Here is a 17197-nt window from a genome sequence, read left to right on the forward strand (position 1 = left end):
CGATTAATTAAAGCTCCTCAGGCGTCAGCAGAAAAACAGATATCGGAAAGGAACGTATTGCCCTTCCGCCTGTTTTGCCGCTGGAGGCAACCATGAACATCAGATCGCTGAATATTTCACGCAGGGCATCCCTGTTTTTTGGCGTTATTACCTTGCTGCTGATTGGCCTCGGAGGATTCTCCTACGTGCAGATAGACCATCTGCGCACGGCCGAGCAGAACATCGAAGAAAACTCGTTGCCCAGCATTCAGGTCGTCGACGACATTCAGATCGCCCTGCTTCACGCTCGTCTGGAAAGCATCAGGATGCTCGCCAGTACCGATCCTGCCGTGCACAGCACAGCAGAAGCCAAAGCCCGGGAAGCGATAGAGGCGCTCAGGTCGAACAGCGAGTTTTATCGGAAAAATCTGATTTCGGGCGAAGCCGACCGTGCGCAATTCGAAGACGCCAACAGCAAGATGGGGGCCTACATAGACGGCGTGAAACAGATCATCGCCCTGGACAGTTCCGATCATGAGAAAGCTGTTTCCTTTGCTAATGCAGAACAGGTTCAGCGCGCCAATGCCTATCAGGAAAAACTCACCACCCTGCGTGGGCACAACGCTGAAGAAGCCGTGAGCTCTGGAAAAGATGCCACCGACGTGTACAACCACAGCGTCAATGTATTGCTGACCGTTGTTATTGCAGCGTCCCTTCTGACTGTGGTTCTGGCGATTACCCTGACACGCAGTATTGTCGATCCGCTCAACGCTTCCCTCAAACTGGCAGAAGACATCGCCGCAGGCGACCTGACCCGGCAACTGGGCATTACCGGCAGCGACGAAGCATCACGCTTGATGACGGCCCTCAACACCATGTCGGGGAACCTGCGTACCACCATTCATGAGATTTCCGGCGCATCCGCCCAATTAAGTACCGCTGCCGTCGAGATGACGTCAATCACCGAAAGCGCCGACCGTACACTGCAACAACAGAACAGCGAAATCGAACAGGCCGCCACTGCTGTAAACGAAATGAGTGCTGCCGTAGAAGAAGTCGCTCGTAATGCTACGTCTACCTCCCAGGCCGCCCAACAATCCAGCCTCTCTGCCGATCTGGGCAACCAGCGCGTGACCGAAACCCTGACCGCCATGCACAACCTGACCGGCCTGGTCGAGGGCTCTTCTGCACAAGTCACTGCCCTGGCCGGCCAGGCACAGGACATCAGCAAAGTGTTGGGCGTGATTCGCGGAATTGCCGAGCAGACCAACCTGCTGGCATTGAACGCAGCCATCGAAGCCGCGCGTGCCGGTGAACAAGGCCGGGGGTTTGCCGTGGTGGCTGATGAAGTACGCGCGCTGGCGCACCGCACACAAACGTCCACTCAGGAAGTCGAACAGATGATCTCGGCGATTCAGGCCGGTTCTTCGGCCACAGTCGAGTCCATGCAGAAGAGCACTCAGGAAGTCCACAGTACTCGCAAGACGGCAGAAGACGCCGGACAATCGCTGCGCCAGATCACCGACTCGGTACTGGAAATCAATAACCGTAACCTGCAGATCGCTGCGGCATCGGAACAACAGGCGCATGTAGCACGTGATGTTGACAGAAGTCTGATCAGCATCCGTGATCTGGCCGTACAGAGCAGCGAAGGCACCCGGCAAACACTGATTGCCAGTACCGAACTTTCGCAGTTGGCAGTCAACTTGAATGATCTTGTACTGCGCTTCAAGACATGATGCGAAACGGGATCCATAACTATCATGCATGGCGACAGGGCAGCGGATTCGTCTGCTGCACCTTTTCATAGCGCTAGTGCCATTTCTGGCAAAAAAACAATAACAAAATGCCAGCACTCGACTGCCATTAAAGTTGCATTTCATGTGTTTCATTAACGATACAAATACCTTCTATCAGGTATGATGCGCGCTACTTGAATACGGGAAGTATGAGGTATGCCGTGCAGAATCATTGTGGCCGACGACCACCCGCTGTTTCGTGAGGGCATGCTGCGTACTATCGAGCGGCTGATACCCGAAGCGATTATTGAAGAAGCAGGCAATCTGGATGAAGTACTCACCCTCGCACGCCGGGGTGATGAGGTCGACACACTGGTGCTAGACCTGCGCTTTCCGGGGCTCACTTCGATGCAGACCATCGGCAGCCTGCGCAGCGAGTTCAAACGCACTTCAATCATTGTCGTCTCGATGGTCGATGATCTGGACACCATTTCACAGGTCATGTCTCAGGGTGCGGATGGCTTCATCGGTAAAAATATAGACCCCCTGGAAATTGCCGAATCCATCATCGCCATCCGCGATGGCGAAGTGGTGGTCAAGTACAAGCCCGAAGGTTCGTTACTGAGCGATCTGGACTCTGGCGCAATCAGCCATCTGACCGCACGTCAAAGAGAAGTACTGGGGCTTGTGGCGTCGGGAAAAACCAACAAGGAAATCGCCAGGGATCTGGGTATTTCACCCTTTACCATGCGTATTCATGTCTCCAGCCTGCTCAAGGCGCTTGGTGTGTCCACCCGATCGGCTGCCGCTGCACAGTTTTCCAGCCTGGCCGGCAAACAGCACTGAGACGGTAGCCGTCATGTCATTACTGCCCCAACGAATAGATCTGGAAATGACTCAGGCGCTGCTGCGCATGGCGGTCATTGCCACATCGATCCTTTACGCACTGATCGCGTATGGGATGGGTGAAATGTCAGAGAACAAGCTATTTGTGATCCTGGCTTATTGCATGGGCTTCGGCGTCGTCACGGTGGGGCTGATCATACGCATTGCCCAGCGCCCGGATGCCTCCGGCAGACGACGTCTGTTTGCCCTGGTGACCGATAATCTGGCGGGAATCGTAACGATCTCGGTTGGCGGCGAGGCCATGTTGCCGGTGTACTCGGTAATGCTGAGCATGACGGTCGGCTACGGTATGCGCTACGGGCGCAACTACCTGCTGCTGGCAACCGGCTTTTCCATGATTTCGTTGATGATCATCATCGTGCTCACGCCGTTTCTGCGTGAACACCATGCTGTGGCCGTCATGATGATCCTGACCATGCTGGTCCTGCCACTGTTTGTCTATTTTCTGCTTGGCCGACTGCACATGGCCCTTGAAGAAACCCAGGCGGCCAATCAGGCCAAGTCAAGGTTTCTGGCACAGGCCAGTCATGACCTGCGCCAGCCGATTCACTCCATCAGCCTGTTTACTGCCTGCCTGCGCGATGCGGCTTTGGGCGATAACGAACAACGTCTGGTAAATAACATCGACCGGGCATTGAGTGCGGTAGAACAACTGTTTCGTTCGTTGCTGGACATCTACACCCTCAATCAGGGCGAAGTCGCACCGCGCCCCGAATCAGTCGACCTGGATGCACTGCTCAACGGGCTGGCCGCTCAGAACAGCGAGGCTGCCACCTGGGCTGGCGTGGACATTCGCGTACACAGCGGCAACCATCACGTCTGGACCGACCCGGCCTTGCTGCGCACGCTGTTGCAGAACCTTGTCTCCAATGCTTTCAAATACGCGCCGGGCAAACCGATTCTGATTGGCTGTCGCCGGCAAAAAGGCACAGTCAGCATTGGTGTTTATGATCGGGGCCGCGGCATACCCGCCGAGCACTTGCCGCACTTGTGCAACGAGTTCTATCGAGTCCGCGAGAAGCGTGACCGCGACATTGAAGGTGTTGGCCTGGGGCTGAGTATCGTCAGCCGTATCGCCAGGCTCATGAATCTGCGGGTCAATATCAGTTCAGTGCCCGAGCGCGGCACTGCGGTAACCGTCAGCGGCCTGAAAGCCGTGGCCGCCAGCCAGCCGGTGAACAACATCGAAATCAACTGGAATACCCGCCTGCTTTCCGGTCTGCGCGTCATGCTGATCGAAGACAATCGCAACGTGCTTGAAGCCACCGCCATGTTGCTGCGCAGATGGGGCTGCGAGGTACAGACCTTCAGCAGCATCCCCGAGATCAGTGTCGACTGTGATCTGGTAGTCACTGACTTCGATCTGGATCGTACGGCCTCGGGCGCCGACTGCATTGCCTACCTGAGCGGGCTGCAGGGAAGGCGCATACCCGCTATCGTGATTACCGGCCATGAGCTTCAGCACGTCCGGCAGACGCTGAACGATCCGGATATCCCCGTTCTATCAAAACCGGTAAGGCCGGTCGAACTGCGCTCGCTGTTGCTGAGTTTCAAGGCCGGTTCGGCGGTGTACTGACAGCCATTGGAATGTGTTGCTTGCAGACGTTGGGCAGCGGGCTGTGGTCAGTCAGTTGTGAAGCGCTCAACCACATTGCCCTTGAACTTGATGAAGATGCGCGTAATCGACGCTTTTCTTCCGGTAGCTTGCGTGCCGCTCAGTGTGCTTGCGTCGCCTATCATTTCCTGCGCATCGCCCATACGCGATTGCCCTTGAAGCAAGGTGGATGCCGCGTCTCCGGAACCGTATCGGTTGGAGTACTTGACCGCCATTTTGGTCAATGAGTTAAGACCTGATTCGTTACGGTCGTAGTACCACTCAGAGCTGTTATCGGACACATTGTCCTGCGCCGAATAAGGCGCACCAAACGCCTGGCGAATCTGTTCCTTGGTCGACTTGCGGGCAATGATGTTGGCTTTTATATAGTCAGGCGCATATTTGTAATCACCGGTCAGGGTATCGAGCGGGTTGCCGCCACCGGTCGAACAGGCCGTCATGGTTGCTGTGACCAGCGTAATCGCCGCCAACCCCCTTATGTTTGCCAAATGGCGAGAAATACCCATGCGCGTTCCCTCTGAAAACAAAGTCTGTTGTGAGTGATCCGTTTACACCACTGCAAGACCTGTTACGGTCGCGCACGCGCGGCCGGCGACGTTATAAAAACGTCGTCTGCCATCAACAAGTCAGGGTGTTATTCAGCGCATTAGCTTAAGTTGCCGAACCAGGGCCAGCCATAGTACGGATGTACTAGTAACAGTAAGGATGTACTGCTTCTGCAGACTGACAACTTTCTCAGAAACGGTAAGTCGCCCCCACGCCCAAAAAGCTGGCGCGGTTCTGATAGCGCGCGCTGTAACTGGCCAGCGCATTGGCACGGCTGACATCAACGCTTTCTTCTTTAAGATAGGCGTAGGCAACATCAAGGGTCAGTTCTTTGCTGACGTCATAACCCGCCCCCACACTGAAGATCGTACGGTCGCCGGTCGGTGTGCGTGGCGAGCGATTGGTATTGCTGGTCGGTGACTGATCCAGACGAATGCCGGTACGCAACGACCAGTGTGAATCCAGTCGATACGATGTGCCGAGCGCATACGCCCAGGTATCGTGCCAGTCCAGCCCGCCAGCGATAGCGCCAGACAAGGACGCAGCAAGTATCCCTCCACGCGCAGGCCTGATGTTCTCGGTGCTGAAACTCAGGTCCTTCATGCGGCTCCAGCGCGTCCAGGTCGTCCCCGCATAAAGTGTCCAGGCATCGGTGAGCTTCTGGGTGACTGACAATTCGTAGGATTCAGGAGTATCGACCTGTAGCGAGCAGTCATAGCGATTGCTGCTCAGCAACTGGGCTGGCGTACCGGCACCTGTGGCAACCTCGGTGTGGCAATCCAGGTCGTAGCGCACTTTGGAGTGGTAGGTCAAACCAGCCTGCGTGGTATCAGTCAGGCTGGCCAGAACGCCGATATTGAAGCCCAGCGCGACATCCTTGCCCTTCACCTTCACATTACTGTCGGCGATGGCCGGGTTAAGCGTCAGGTCCGACTCCAGCGAGCCGGCAAACTGATTGATGGTCGGCCCGAAGCCCACCGATACCCTGTCATTGAAGGCATAACTCAATGTCGGTTGCAGGGTCAGAACTTTTGCATCGCTCTTGCTGGCAAAGGCGCGCCCTTGAAAACCGCGTTCGTAATCCGTCGCCAGACCGAACGGCACGTACGCGCCAAGGCCGATGGCCCAGTGTTCATTCAGCCTGCGAGTATAAAAACCGAACGGGATGGCCTTGAATGGCACCATGTCGCCATCGTTGCTGCCGCTCGAACGTCCACTCGCCTGGCTGATATCCGTCGATGCATCGATAAAGGTAGCACCACCGGTGACCTGCTGGCCGGCCAGACGCGCCATGCCTGCAGGGTTGCCGTATACCGTGCCGGCATCTTCGGCGGCAGAGGCCCGGCCCGCAAACGCTGTGCCCATGCCGCTTATACCTTGCTCGTTAAGCGCAAAGCCACCTGCATACAAGTGCGTGGAAATCATGGCAACCGTGAAGCCCAGGGTCGTCTTGTGCATGGTGTTCAATGCTCGCAGTAAAGGGGGTCCGGTCAACCCGTTTGAAGGGGAAACTGCCTGCATACACCTGCAAAGTGTTTTCAGGCATTCCATGCGCTGGCAAACCTGCGATTTTATCAACGCAAAAATAGGATCCCTATAGTACACACCTCGTGGGTAAGTCCTTAACGTTGACAAGGGCATTAAACTCGTTAAATAGTTGGAGGCGAGGAACACAATATTTTATGTAAGCCACGATCAGGTATGGCACGATCACTTCCTGCACAAGATCGGCAGCGTCAGGCGTACTGCCAAGGCTGCATCAGTGCTTTTATGACCAGGGTGACGCATTTTGAACAACAAATTGACTTCAGCAGAGCTGGCAGTCATCAGTGAGATTGAGGCCACTTCCAGCCTGTTAAGGCTGGTGACCCGGCTGACCGGCCTGAGATTCGCGGCAATTGCCAAAGTAACCGAAACCAGCTGGACGGCATGTGCTGTGTACGACGAGATCAAGTTCGGACTGGAGGCCGGTCACGAGCTCAAACTGGAAACCACGCTGTGCAATGAGTTACGACAGCACAAGCGTCCTATAGTGATCAACGAAGTTGCCACGGATGCGGTCTACGCAGAGCACCCCATCCCGAAACTCTACGGTTTTCAGAGCTATTTCTCGTTGCCGATCATTTTCCCCAACGGAGACTTTTTCGGCACGCTCTGCGGTCTGGACAACCTGCCGACGCCACTCGACGACGCCGATACGCTAGATACCCTGAAAGTCTTCTGCACGTTGATCGCCAGCACGCTGTACGCGCACTACCAACTGCAGGAAATGCAGGAAATCACTGCTTAAGGCATGGAATGCCTCAGGTGCGCAATTGCCGTTCCATGATCAATGTGCGCTCTTCCCCTTCCTGATGCTCTCGCACCAACCTGAAACCCAGCGCCTTGTAAAACTCCTGCGCAGTCAAGGATGACGGCACAATCAGCAGCCCTATGTCAGTCTCCAGGGCGACACGTTCCAGCTTTGCCATCAACAAACGCCCGACGCCCCGACGATGCCAGTCAGGGTCGACAAATACCGAGCGCACAACCTGACCCTCCAGGCTGGCAGTTCCGACAACCACCTCCCCCGCCACCGCCACAAACATCCGACGTTGCTGCATGAGCCGCTCAATGGCAGACGGGCTGAAACTCAGTTGCACGCGCTCGATCACACTGACCGGGTAATCCCTGGCATTGCTGGTGCGCAAGGCAGCCAGCACCACTCGACTGATGGCGTCAGCGTCTGCTCTCCGTGCGGGTCGAACCTTGATGTCCATTTTTCGTACCTGGGCAGATAAACCGCACATGAAGAGCACAGTGAAAGCCGGCTTCGTTGATACCGAGCCATGACCGTTTTGCTGATGTGTAACCAAACGACGAATGGCATTCTTTGTAACACTCTGCATACAAATGAGCAGGCCCTTTATCTTATGGGGCTGCGCGACCGATAGCGCTTAAAAAGTAGCCGTCTGCGGCCGATCAACCTGTACCTCGCCTGTAATTGAATTTTTTTCATCTGTTAAAGTCGGTTCCGTGATGTCATATAGTCATCACCGAACACCCATCGAGAATTTTATGAACGCCAGTGCCCCCATTCCGCTGAATGAAACGCAACGTCTGTTGCGCATCAGGGAGCTGTGCGTACTTGAAAACACCTCTGACGACGTGTTCGATGAAATCGTGGCGATGACCGCCGATTTCTTCCAGACGCCGATTGCGTTGATCTCGATTGTCGATGAACACCGTCAGTGGTTTCGCGCCAGAGTGGGTTTGAATGCCCAGGAAACGCCACGCAACGTCTCCTTCTGTGCTTACACGATCCTTTCCGACTCGCTGTTTGAAATTCCGGATGCGACCCTCGACGACCGGTTCATGAACAATAGCCTGGTGACCGGCCACCCCGATATTCGCTACTATGCGGGTGCCCCGCTGATTACCGATGACGGCATCGCTCTGGGCAGCCTGTGCGTGATCGACACCAAGCCGCGTGAACCGATGAGCGAGCATCAGATGCAGATGCTCAAGCGTTTCGCCTCACTGGTCATGAAGCGCATAGTCAGCTTGCGCCTCAGTTGCTTCATCGACCAGCCGACCGGCCTGTACAACCGGTCACGCCTGCAGGAAGACATCCATCAGGCACTGCTATCGAGCGTTGATTATCAGTTGGTCGTGGTGGACATGATCACCTCTGCGTTCCTGAACGATATCGTCAAGGCTCTGGGCTACAGCTTCTCTCAGGATCTGGTGACAGAAATCAAGAGCCGCCTGGAGCATCTGCTGCCGCCAACCTGTTCGCTGTACAAGGTCAGCCCTACCCGCTTCGGCTTTCTGCTGCCCGGAGAAAGAGCGCCTGATCATCTGTTTCGTACCATTCTCGAAGACTTCGAGACACCGGTAGAATGCCGGGGCATCCCGGTGCAGATGCAGGTGGGTCTGGGGGTTGTCACCCTGAACCGCGACCCGACCGAAGAGCAGGACTGGATGCGCATGGTCATCAGCGCTGCCGATGATGCCCGCGACCGGAATCTGGGCTGGGCGATGTATGAGCCGCACTTCGATGCCGCCCAGCAACGTGCTTTCAAACTGCTCAGTTCGTTGACCAGCGCAGTCCACTCGCATGATCAACTGCGCCTGGTCTACCAGCCGCGCATCGACCTCGCCTCTGGCTTGTGCACCTCGGTAGAAGCCTTGCTGCGCTGGAACCACCCGACGCTTGGTCCCATCGGACCTGCCGAATTCGTACCGCTGGCCGAGAAAACCGCACTCATGCGTCCGCTGAGTCTGTGGGTGCTGACAAGCGCAATCGAGCAGGCCGCCCGCTGGCAGCAACAAGGCTTCGATTTCCGTATTGCGATCAACGTCACCCCGGAAGACCTTACCGGTCCGGCTTTCACTGACCGGATGATTCGCCTGCTGGGCCAGCACAAGATCGACCCCACACGCTTTGAGCTGGAGTTCACCGAGGGCGCGTTGATGCACAACCCGGCCGAAGTACGTCACCAGTTGGAACGCATGCGTCAGATGGGCATGGATGTGGCGATCGATGACTTTGGTACGGGCTACAGCAACTGGAACTACCTGCGGCAATTGCCCGCGACCACCGTCAAGCTCGATCAGTCGCTGATTCGCAATCTGGCGTCTGACAAGACCGATCAGCGTCTGGTCAAGGCACTGATCGGCCTTGCCAAGAAGCTGGGTTATTGCGTGGTGGCCGAAGGCATCGAAACAGACGAAATTCGCCGCCTGGTCAAGCAATGGGGCTGTGATGAGGGGCAGGGCTATCTGATTTCCAAACCTATGGAAGCCGACGCCGTACTCAACTGGCTAGGCCCGGACCGCCGCCTGCAAACGGTCACTGAAGCCGCCGAAGCCGCTGTCATCCGCGACAAACGGTTATAACCTTAGAATACTTCTTCATAACCGTTTGCAACACAAGCCGTTATGCTGCCCGCCACTTTTTGCCTGATACGTTTGCTTGAATAGGTTGGTTATGGAAGCGGGTGGTCTGGGGTTTGTAGTTGCAGGGTTGGTAGTCGGTTTTATCGTTGGCATGACCGGAGTCGGCGGCGGCTCGCTGATGACGCCCATTCTGTTGTGGTTCGGCATCAACCCGGCCACAGCGGTCGGCACGGACCTTTTGTACGCAGCGATTACCAAATCCGGCGGGGTTCTGGTACATCGCAAGAATGACAACATCGACTGGAAAGTCACCGGGCTGCTGACCCTGGGCAGCGTCCCTGCCGTGCTGCTGACGCTGTGGTTCCTGAGCACACTGCATACCGCACCTGAGGCCCTGAACGCGATCATCAAGCAGGCGCTGGGCTTTGTACTGCTATTAACTGCCCTGGCCGTTCTGTTCAAGAAAAAGCTGCTGGCCTTCGCTCATGGTCGCGGGGATGGACATTCGTTTTTCAGCGGTACGAGCCTGACAGTATTGACCGTCATCACCGGCTTGATCCTCGGCACCATGGTCGCACTGACGTCCATTGGTGCGGGCGCGCTGGGTACCGTGGCGTTGTTCATCCTCTACCCTCTGCTACCGACCCGGCGTCTGGTAGGCACGGAAATCGCCCACGCCGTCCCTCTTACGCTGGTTGCAGGTCTGGGCCACGCGAGCATGGGTAACATGAACTGGGAATTGCTGGGCTGGCTGCTGATGGGTTCATTGCCGGGCATTTACCTGGGCAGCCACATGGCGGGCCGCGTTTCCGACGACCTGCTGCGGCCTTTCCTGGCCATCATGCTGGGCATGATCGGCTTCAAGCTGGTGTTCTGATCGGCGCCTACCCATCAGCCTGTCACATTTCTGAGTCAAGCTTGCCCACGAACACAGTCTCGAAAGCCGCAGAGCCGGTTTGCCTGCAGGCCGTGCGCACTCATCGGGAATTATAATTTTTTGTAGCGAGACACCGATTTTCGGCGCAGGATTTCGTGCGTCAGCTTCAGCGCCGATGACCCGGCACAGACTTACCCTCACTGAAAGGAGATGCCAACAATGCTCATCCGAATTGAAGAAGGTGTATATGGCGACGCTTGGGTTGTAATACTGGACGACTATCCGGTCAAATGCCGGAGCTGGCAGGAAGCCAGAGAATTTGCCGACCGCATGAAATCCAGAATCGACGCGCCTCATTCGCTGCCGCATATGACACGCCGCGCAGCCGCCGAAATAAGCGTTCAGGCGGCCGCCCGCTAGACCGACTCCATCCCCGCGAATCACTCGACACAGCGTTGCCACGCAACCGGCGACGCTGTTTCACCCCGTCACCACGCCGCTTGAACTATCGAACCACTTCTCGTTTCCATGACATCCGTTTCACATCCTCTTCACGTCCGGCTGCGTAAATTGACCCTACTCCTTTGATGAATCCCATTTGGCCCACCCCGTTGTGGGCCATTTTTTTGCCTGTAGAAAAGTACCAGCACTCCTCCATGGATCAGGCCGGGCTATTCGCTTCGCACTGCTTGCGACGAAGAAGCAGTCAGGACCGGACTGCTCAGGACACCAGCACTCAGCTCCGCCAAGCGATCATTGCCTGTACCGTTGGCCGTGTTGTTGCTCCAATTCGCTGTCGTCGTTGCCACCCAGCCCAACACAAACAATGCAACCGCCTGTAACGCCCACTTGGTAATGATCGACATGTGCTCTCTCCTTGTTCGGGTCTGGATGGCAAGCATGTAAACACATCACCATGACAGAAGAATTGCAGAGATTTTTATTTTTGCCAGCCACAAGCCCATCTTTGTGAAAAGAAGGTTTGTGAAACAGGAATGAGAAGTTTGCAAGAGAAATACCCACACTCATGAGCGGGGTATTTCCAGAAGGCGGGGTCAGTACTTGGTGCTTTGCTGCTCAGGCCTGGCAGGCGTGTCCACATGGCGCGGACCAGCGACCAGCAGGGCCAACACGCCAGCAATCGGCACGGCAACAACAACGATGATCCACATCAGCTTGTTGCTGGATTGTGTCTTGCTCTTGCGAATACGCATGACTGCCCAAATGTCCGAAATCACGATCAGAGCAGTCAGCGCTGCAAACAGCCACAAATGATTTTCCGATATCCAACCCATTTGAAATCTCCTGCACCATCAACGAAGGCAGCCAGACCGGCTGCCCTACTGTAGAAGAGGCCGGAAAGCGGCCTAAAGTTCAGAGAATCTTTCGGATTGTGACCGGGTGCTCAGCCCAGAGGCAAGAGCGTCCAGAACGGCACACACAAGCAGAGCACGAGCACGAGCACGAGCACGATAGGCGTATTCCTCTGCACATCGTTCCTCACGCTCCTGCGTGGGAATGCCGTTCGTGACGCTCCGCGTCACACTCCCGTCAGGTAATCGGTGCCGAGTTGAACAGCGTGATGTCGTTGTGCAGCCGGTAGTGCTCGGTCCAGGTCTTTTTCTTGCCGCTGGCCACATCCAGATAGAAGTGGAAAAGCTCCCAGCCCAGGTCCTCGATGCTTGCGCGTCCTGTGGCAATGCGTCCGGCGTCTATGTCGATCAGGTCAGGCCAGCGCTGAGCCAGTTCGGTGCGGGTCGAGACCTTCACCACCGGTGCCATCGCCAAACCATACGGCGTACCGCGTCCGGTAGTGAACACATGCAGGTTCATACCGGCCGCCAATTGCAACGTACCGCAGACGAAGTCACTGGCAGGCGTAGCGCAGAAGATCAGCCCCTTGCCATTGACCCGCTCACCAGGGCCGAGCACGCCATTGATGGCGCTGCTGCCTGACTTGACGATAGACCCTAGAGACTTCTCGACAATGTTCGACAACCCGCCCTTCTTGTTGCCAGGCGTGGTGTTGGCGCTGCGATCAGCCTCGCCTTTGGCCAGATAGCGGTCGTACCAGTCCATTTCCCGCACCAGCGCCTGTGCGACCTCCTGATCCTGTGCGCGGGAAGTCAGCAAATAGATAGCATCCCGCACTTCGGTCACTTCGGAAAACATCACCGTCGCACCGGCACGCAGCAACAGATCCGAGGCGTAGCCCAGCGCCGGGTTGGCGGTGATGCCGGAAAACGCATCACTGCCGCCGCACTGCATGCCAAGGATCAACTCCGACGCCGGAACCGTTTCGCGACGCCGCAGATCCAGCTTTTTCAAACGTGTTTCGGCCAGTTCCATGATCTGTTCGATCATTTCATTGAAGCCATGACTGGAATCCTGCAAGCGATACAGCCAAGGCTCGCTGAGGTCCACCGAGCTGTCGCCCTCATGCATCACCTGCCCGGCCTGCAACTTCTCGCAGCCCAGGCTGATCACCAGCGCCTCGCCACCCAGGTTCGGGTTGCGTGCCAGATTGCGCACAGTACGAATCGGAATATAGGCATCGGTGGCAGTGATTGCCACGCCGCAGCCATAGCTGTGAGTCAGGGCCACGACGTCATCGACGTTCGGGTATCTGGGCAACAGCTCGTCGCGGATGCGCTTGACCGCGTGGTCGAGCACACCGGTCACGCACTGCACGGTGGTGGTGATACCCAGAATGTTACGGGTACCCACGGTGCCGTCAGCGTTGCGATAGCCTTCGAAGGTATAACCCTCCAGCGGGGCCTGTTTCTCGGGCACCGCGTCGGACATCGGCAGGCTGTCGAGCGCAGGTGCCGAGGGCATGCGCAGTTGGTCTTCCCTGACCCAGCTGCCACGCGGTATCGGTTGCAGCGCATAGCCAATGGTGTGGCCGTAACGAATCACGGCCTCGCCCACGGCGAGGTCAACAGTACTGACCTTGTGGCTCTGCGGGACGTTATCGACAGTCACCAGGCCGTTGTCGAATTCGGTTCCGGCCGGCACGCCCTGGTCGTTGACCACGACCACGACGTTATCCAGCGGATGCAGCCGGATATAGCGCGGCGAATCGGCATGTTGAATCAGGTTCATCACGGTTTCCTCAGGATTTCGCTTCGGAAAGGTCGCTGACCGAGTCGTTCAGCAATGGCCCCTTGGCAGGCGGCTCTTTCAATTCCACACGCTTGATTTCACCCACGATGAAAATGTAACTGATTACCGCCAGCAGCGCGTTGGCGCCCACGAACACCAGTGCCCATTTGAACGAGCCGGTGCTGCTGATGATGTAACCAATCACGATCGGAGTGGTGATCGATGCAATGTTACCGAAGGTGTTGAACAGACCACCGCTCAAACCGGCAATCTGCTTGGGTGAAACATCGGACATGACAGCCCAGCCCAGTGCACCGACGCCTTTGCCGAAGAATGCCAGGGCCATGAAGCCTACCACCACCCATTCGATATCAACGTAGTTGCAGGTCACGATCGAGGTGGACAGCAGCAGGCCACCGATGATCGGCACCTTGCGGGCGAAGGTCAGCGAGTGGCCCTTGCGCAGCAGGTAGTCGGAAATGATGCCGCCCAATACCCCGCCGATGAAGCCGCAGATAGCCGGCAACGAGGCAATGATGCCCGCCTTGAGGATGGTCATGCCGCGCTCCTGAACCAGGTACACCGGGAACCAGGTCAGGAAGAAGTAGGTGATGCCGTTGATGCAGTATTGGCTGAGGTAGATACCCAGCATCATGCGGTTGGTCAGCAACTGGCGAATGTAATCCCACTTGGGGCCGCTGCTGGCTGTTTTTTGCGCGCCTTTACCCTTGTCCTGATCCAGATCGACCAGCGCGCCATTGCTGGAAATGTGCTCCAGTTCGGCCTCGTTGATCATCGGGTGGTTGCGCGGGCCGTAGATGACCTTCATCCAGATCATCGAGAACAGGATACCGACTGCGCCCATGACCACGAACACGTGCTGCCAGCCGTAGGTGTAGACGATCCAGCCCATCAGCGGAGCGAACAGAACGGTGGCGAAGTATTGCGCCGAGTTGAAGATCGCCGAGGCCGTGCCGCGCTCGGCGGTCGGGAACCAGGCGGCGACGATGCGGGCGTTGCCCGGGAAGGAAGGCGCTTCAGCCAGCCCGACCAGAAAGCGCAGCATGAACAGCGCGACGATGGCGGTGGAAATGCCGAACTCACCCACATAGCCTTGCAGCAGGGTGAACAGCGACCAGGTGAAAATGCTCATGGCGTAGACTTTCTTCGACCCGAAACGGTCGAGCAGCCAGCCACCGGGAATCTGACCGGCCACGTAGGCCCAGCCAAATGCGGAGAAGATATAGCCCAGAGTGACCGGAGTGATGCCAAGGTCTTTCTGGATGCTGGAACCAGCGATAGCGATGGTGGCACGGTCGGCGTAGTTGATCGTGGTGACCAGAAACAGCATCAACAGAATCAAATAGCGGACGTGCGTCGGCTTGGACTTTTGCATGGTAGAGCTCCCACTGATTATTTTTTTACGCGGGTAAAGCTGTGTTTGGGTGTTGCATTACAGGCCCCTTGGCAGTGTCGCGGCGACGACAGCTACCACCTGTAAGGGTCATGCATTCCAACGACAAAACCGCTGATCGCTCAGCGGTTTTGTCCTGGGGGTGTTACTGCTTGCCTTGTTTGTCCATCAGCGCGGCGAGCATGTCGCACTCGTCCGGAGTCAGGTCAGTCAATGGCGCACGCACCGGGCCTGCGTCGTAGCCGGCGATTTTTGCGCCCGCCTTGACGATACTCACGGCGTAACCGGCCTTGCGATTGCGGATTTCCAGATACGGCAGGAAGAAATCGTCGATGTACTTGCCGACCGCCTCGTGATCGTCACGGGCAATGGCGTGGTAGAAGTCCATCGCCAGCTTCGGCACGAAGTTGAAGACCGCAGACGAGTAGACCGGCACGCCCAGCGCCTTGTAGGCAGCGGCATAGACTTCAGCGGTCGGCAGGCCGCCCAGGTACGAGAAGCGGTCGCCGAGACGGCGGCGGATCGAAACCATCAGCTCGATATCACCCAGACCGTCCTTGTAACCGATCAGGTTCGGGCAACGCTCGGCCAGTTGCTCCAGCAGGGTTGGGGTCAGGCGGCAGACGTTACGGTTGTAGACCACCACACCGATCTTCACCGCCTTGCACACCGCTTCAACGTGGGCGGCAACGCCGTCCTGGCTGGCTTCGGTCAGGTAATGCGGCAGCAGCAGCAGACCTTTGGCGCCCAGACGCTCGGCTTCCTGAGCGTACTCGATGGCCTGACGGGTCGGACCGCCTACACCGGCCAGGATTGGCACGCTGGTGGCGCAGGTGTCGACGGCAGTCTTGATGATTTCGGAGTATTCGCTGGCGGCCAGGGAGAAGAACTCACCTGTGCCACCTGCGGCGAACAGAGCACTGGCGCCGTACGGAGCCAGCCACTCGAGACGTTTGATATAGCCCGCGCGATGGAAGTCGCCCTGAGCGTTGAAATCGGTAACCGGGAAAGACAGCAGACCGGATGAGAGGATGGACTTCAGTTCTTGTGGATTCATTATTCGAACACCCTGGAGGACATAATTGTTAGAGGATCACCGGGTCAGTGCCGATGTCGTAAGTCATCGTACAACCGATAATAAAATCACTCAACAGGGATTTTCGGGTTTTTTCAGAGGGAGAGGACCGGGGCCGTTTTTGGCTCACGCGATGCCGCGTAGATTTGTGACGCAGAGCGTCACGACAGGCATTCCCACGCTGGAGCGTGAGGAACGATAAACCTCAATCCACCTAACCTATCGTGCGACGCTCCGCGTCGCATGCCGTTCTGGACGCTCTGCGTCCTCTTTAATCGTCAGACCCGCTGCGACTCGGCTTCTTCGTGGGCGTGGCGCAGGCGTTCGCGGCTGTTGGTCAGATGCAGGCGCATGGCAGCGCGGGCCGCATCGGAGTCCTGACGGGCGATGGCGTCGAAAATTTCTTCGTGCTCGCGGCTCAGGCGGTCCATGTAGTGCTGCTGATCATCATGGGCCAGACGCGCAGAGTTCAACCGTGTGCGCGGGATGATGCTGGTGCCCAAGTGGGTCATGATGTCCGTGAAGTAGCGATTGCCGGTCGATAGCGCAATCTGCAAGTGGAACTGGAAGTCAGACGCCACCGCATCCGTGGCGTGTGCGGCACTTTCATTGAGAGCGTCCAGCGCCGAACGCATCGCCGCCAACTGCTCGTCACTGCGCCGCTGGGCTGCCAGCCCGGCCGACTCGACTTCCAGGCTGATACGCAATTCAAGAATAGCCAGCACATCACGCAGAGTGACAATGGTGGCCGGATCGATACGGAACCCACTGGGGCTTGGCGTATCGAGAACGAAGGTGCCGATCCCGTGGCGGGTCTCGACCAGACCGGACGCTTGCAGGCGCGAAATCGCCTCGCGTACCACGGTGCGGCTAACGCCCTGCTCTTCCATGATTGCGGATTCGGTAGGCAGTTTGTCGCCACGCTTGAGCTGACCGCTGCGAATTCGCTCGGACAGCTCAGTCACCAACTCCTGCGCGAGGCTGCGGTGTTTTCTACGGGCGCGGGGCGGAGCGCTTTGATTTTCCATCCAACATCGATCTCTGGACTGCTAAACATGGG

16 protein-coding genes and 1 pseudogene are annotated in these 17197 nt (G+C 57.1%); 8 read left to right on the forward strand and 9 right to left on the reverse strand.

The features are described 5' to 3' along the window. Positions 1-92: 92 nt before the first annotated feature. From FFH21_RS31170 to FFH21_RS22650, 4 genes and pseudogenes are all read left to right on the forward strand, one after another. Positions 93-860, forward strand: a pseudogene (locus FFH21_RS31170) (MCP four helix bundle domain-containing protein); the annotation flags it as partial. Between the two features lie 69 nt (positions 861-929). Continuing rightward, the gene (locus FFH21_RS31175) at positions 930-1718 is read left to right on the forward strand and encodes a methyl-accepting chemotaxis protein (RefSeq protein WP_370684025.1); all 789 of its coding nucleotides are present in this window, start codon (positions 930-932) and stop codon (positions 1716-1718) included. A 216-nt stretch (positions 1719-1934) separates the two neighbouring features. Continuing rightward, on the forward strand, positions 1935-2564 hold the full coding sequence (locus tag FFH21_RS22645) for a response regulator transcription factor (protein ID WP_011169475.1): 630 nt from the start codon (positions 1935-1937) through the stop codon (positions 2562-2564). 46 nt (positions 2565-2610) lie between these two features. Further along, the gene (locus tag FFH21_RS22650) at positions 2611-4200 is read left to right on the forward strand and encodes a hybrid sensor histidine kinase/response regulator (protein ID WP_041924630.1); all 1590 of its coding nucleotides are present in this window, start codon (positions 2611-2613) and stop codon (positions 4198-4200) included. Between the two features lie 47 nt (positions 4201-4247). On the opposite strand, the gene FFH21_RS22655 is transcribed toward FFH21_RS22650, so the two are convergent. Together FFH21_RS22655 and FFH21_RS22660 are read right to left on the reverse strand one after the other, a co-directional pair. Next, positions 4248-4745 carry a hypothetical protein gene (locus FFH21_RS22655; protein WP_029241037.1) on the reverse strand — a complete coding sequence of 166 codons (498 nt, stop codon included), beginning with the start codon at positions 4743-4745 and terminating at the stop codon, positions 4248-4250. Positions 4746-4974: 229 nt separating this feature from the next. After that, positions 4975-6243 (reverse strand): OmpP1/FadL family transporter, encoded by a 1269-nt coding sequence (locus FFH21_RS22660; RefSeq protein WP_041924631.1) that lies wholly within the window; start codon positions 6241-6243, stop codon positions 4975-4977. 331 nt (positions 6244-6574) lie between these two features. On the opposite strand from FFH21_RS22660, the gene FFH21_RS22665 reads away from it, so the two are divergent. Further along, positions 6575-7075, forward strand: a complete 501-nt coding sequence (locus tag FFH21_RS22665) for a GAF domain-containing protein (RefSeq protein ID WP_041924632.1) — start codon at positions 6575-6577, stop codon at positions 7073-7075. A 13-nt stretch (positions 7076-7088) separates the two neighbouring features. Here the strand turns inward: FFH21_RS22665 and FFH21_RS22670 are convergent, their stop codons facing one another. Next, a complete protein-coding gene (locus FFH21_RS22670) occupies positions 7089-7544 on the reverse strand; it encodes a GNAT family N-acetyltransferase (RefSeq protein WP_004666228.1) in 456 nt (151 codons plus the stop codon). A 298-nt stretch (positions 7545-7842) separates the two neighbouring features. On the opposite strand from FFH21_RS22670, the gene FFH21_RS22675 reads away from it, so the two are divergent. From FFH21_RS22675 to FFH21_RS22685, 3 genes are all read left to right on the forward strand, one after another. Then, positions 7843-9666, forward strand: coding sequence for an EAL domain-containing protein (locus FFH21_RS22675; protein ID WP_004666229.1), 1824 nt, complete (start codon positions 7843-7845; stop codon positions 9664-9666). A gap of 91 nt (positions 9667-9757) precedes the next feature. Continuing rightward, positions 9758-10543 (forward strand): sulfite exporter TauE/SafE family protein, encoded by a 786-nt coding sequence (locus FFH21_RS22680; RefSeq protein WP_004666230.1) that lies wholly within the window; start codon positions 9758-9760, stop codon positions 10541-10543. 219 nt (positions 10544-10762) lie between these two features. Further along, positions 10763-10963: a hypothetical protein gene (locus tag FFH21_RS22685; protein WP_002555178.1), complete on the forward strand. Its 201-nt coding sequence runs from the start codon at positions 10763-10765 to the stop codon at positions 10961-10963. Between the two features lie 251 nt (positions 10964-11214). Here FFH21_RS22685 and FFH21_RS22690 read toward each other — a convergent pair whose 3' ends face one another. From FFH21_RS22690 to FFH21_RS22725, 6 genes are all read right to left on the reverse strand, one after another. Continuing rightward, on the reverse strand, positions 11215-11409 hold the full coding sequence (locus tag FFH21_RS22690) for a hypothetical protein (RefSeq protein WP_004656748.1): 195 nt from the start codon (positions 11407-11409) through the stop codon (positions 11215-11217). A gap of 189 nt (positions 11410-11598) precedes the next feature. After that, on the reverse strand, positions 11599-11838 hold the full coding sequence (locus FFH21_RS22695) for a PLD nuclease N-terminal domain-containing protein (RefSeq protein ID WP_002555179.1): 240 nt from the start codon (positions 11836-11838) through the stop codon (positions 11599-11601). Between the two features lie 256 nt (positions 11839-12094). After that, positions 12095-13648 carry a galactarate dehydratase gene (gene garD, locus FFH21_RS22705; RefSeq protein WP_011169481.1) on the reverse strand — a complete coding sequence of 518 codons (1554 nt, stop codon included), beginning with the start codon at positions 13646-13648 and terminating at the stop codon, positions 12095-12097. Between the two features lie 10 nt (positions 13649-13658). Continuing rightward, positions 13659-15044: an MFS transporter gene (locus FFH21_RS22710; RefSeq protein ID WP_011169482.1), complete on the reverse strand. Its 1386-nt coding sequence runs from the start codon at positions 15042-15044 to the stop codon at positions 13659-13661. A gap of 163 nt (positions 15045-15207) precedes the next feature. Further along, positions 15208-16119: a 5-dehydro-4-deoxyglucarate dehydratase gene (gene kdgD / locus FFH21_RS22715; RefSeq protein ID WP_004656752.1), complete on the reverse strand. Its 912-nt coding sequence runs from the start codon at positions 16117-16119 to the stop codon at positions 15208-15210. A 296-nt stretch (positions 16120-16415) separates the two neighbouring features. Further along, positions 16416-17165 carry a FadR/GntR family transcriptional regulator gene (locus tag FFH21_RS22725; RefSeq protein ID WP_011169483.1) on the reverse strand — a complete coding sequence of 250 codons (750 nt, stop codon included), beginning with the start codon at positions 17163-17165 and terminating at the stop codon, positions 16416-16418. Positions 17166-17197 lie beyond the last annotated feature (32 nt).

The organism is Pseudomonas sp. KBS0707 (assembly GCF_005937945.2).
GTDB classification, from domain to species: domain Bacteria; phylum Pseudomonadota; class Gammaproteobacteria; order Pseudomonadales; family Pseudomonadaceae; genus Aquipseudomonas; species Aquipseudomonas amygdali.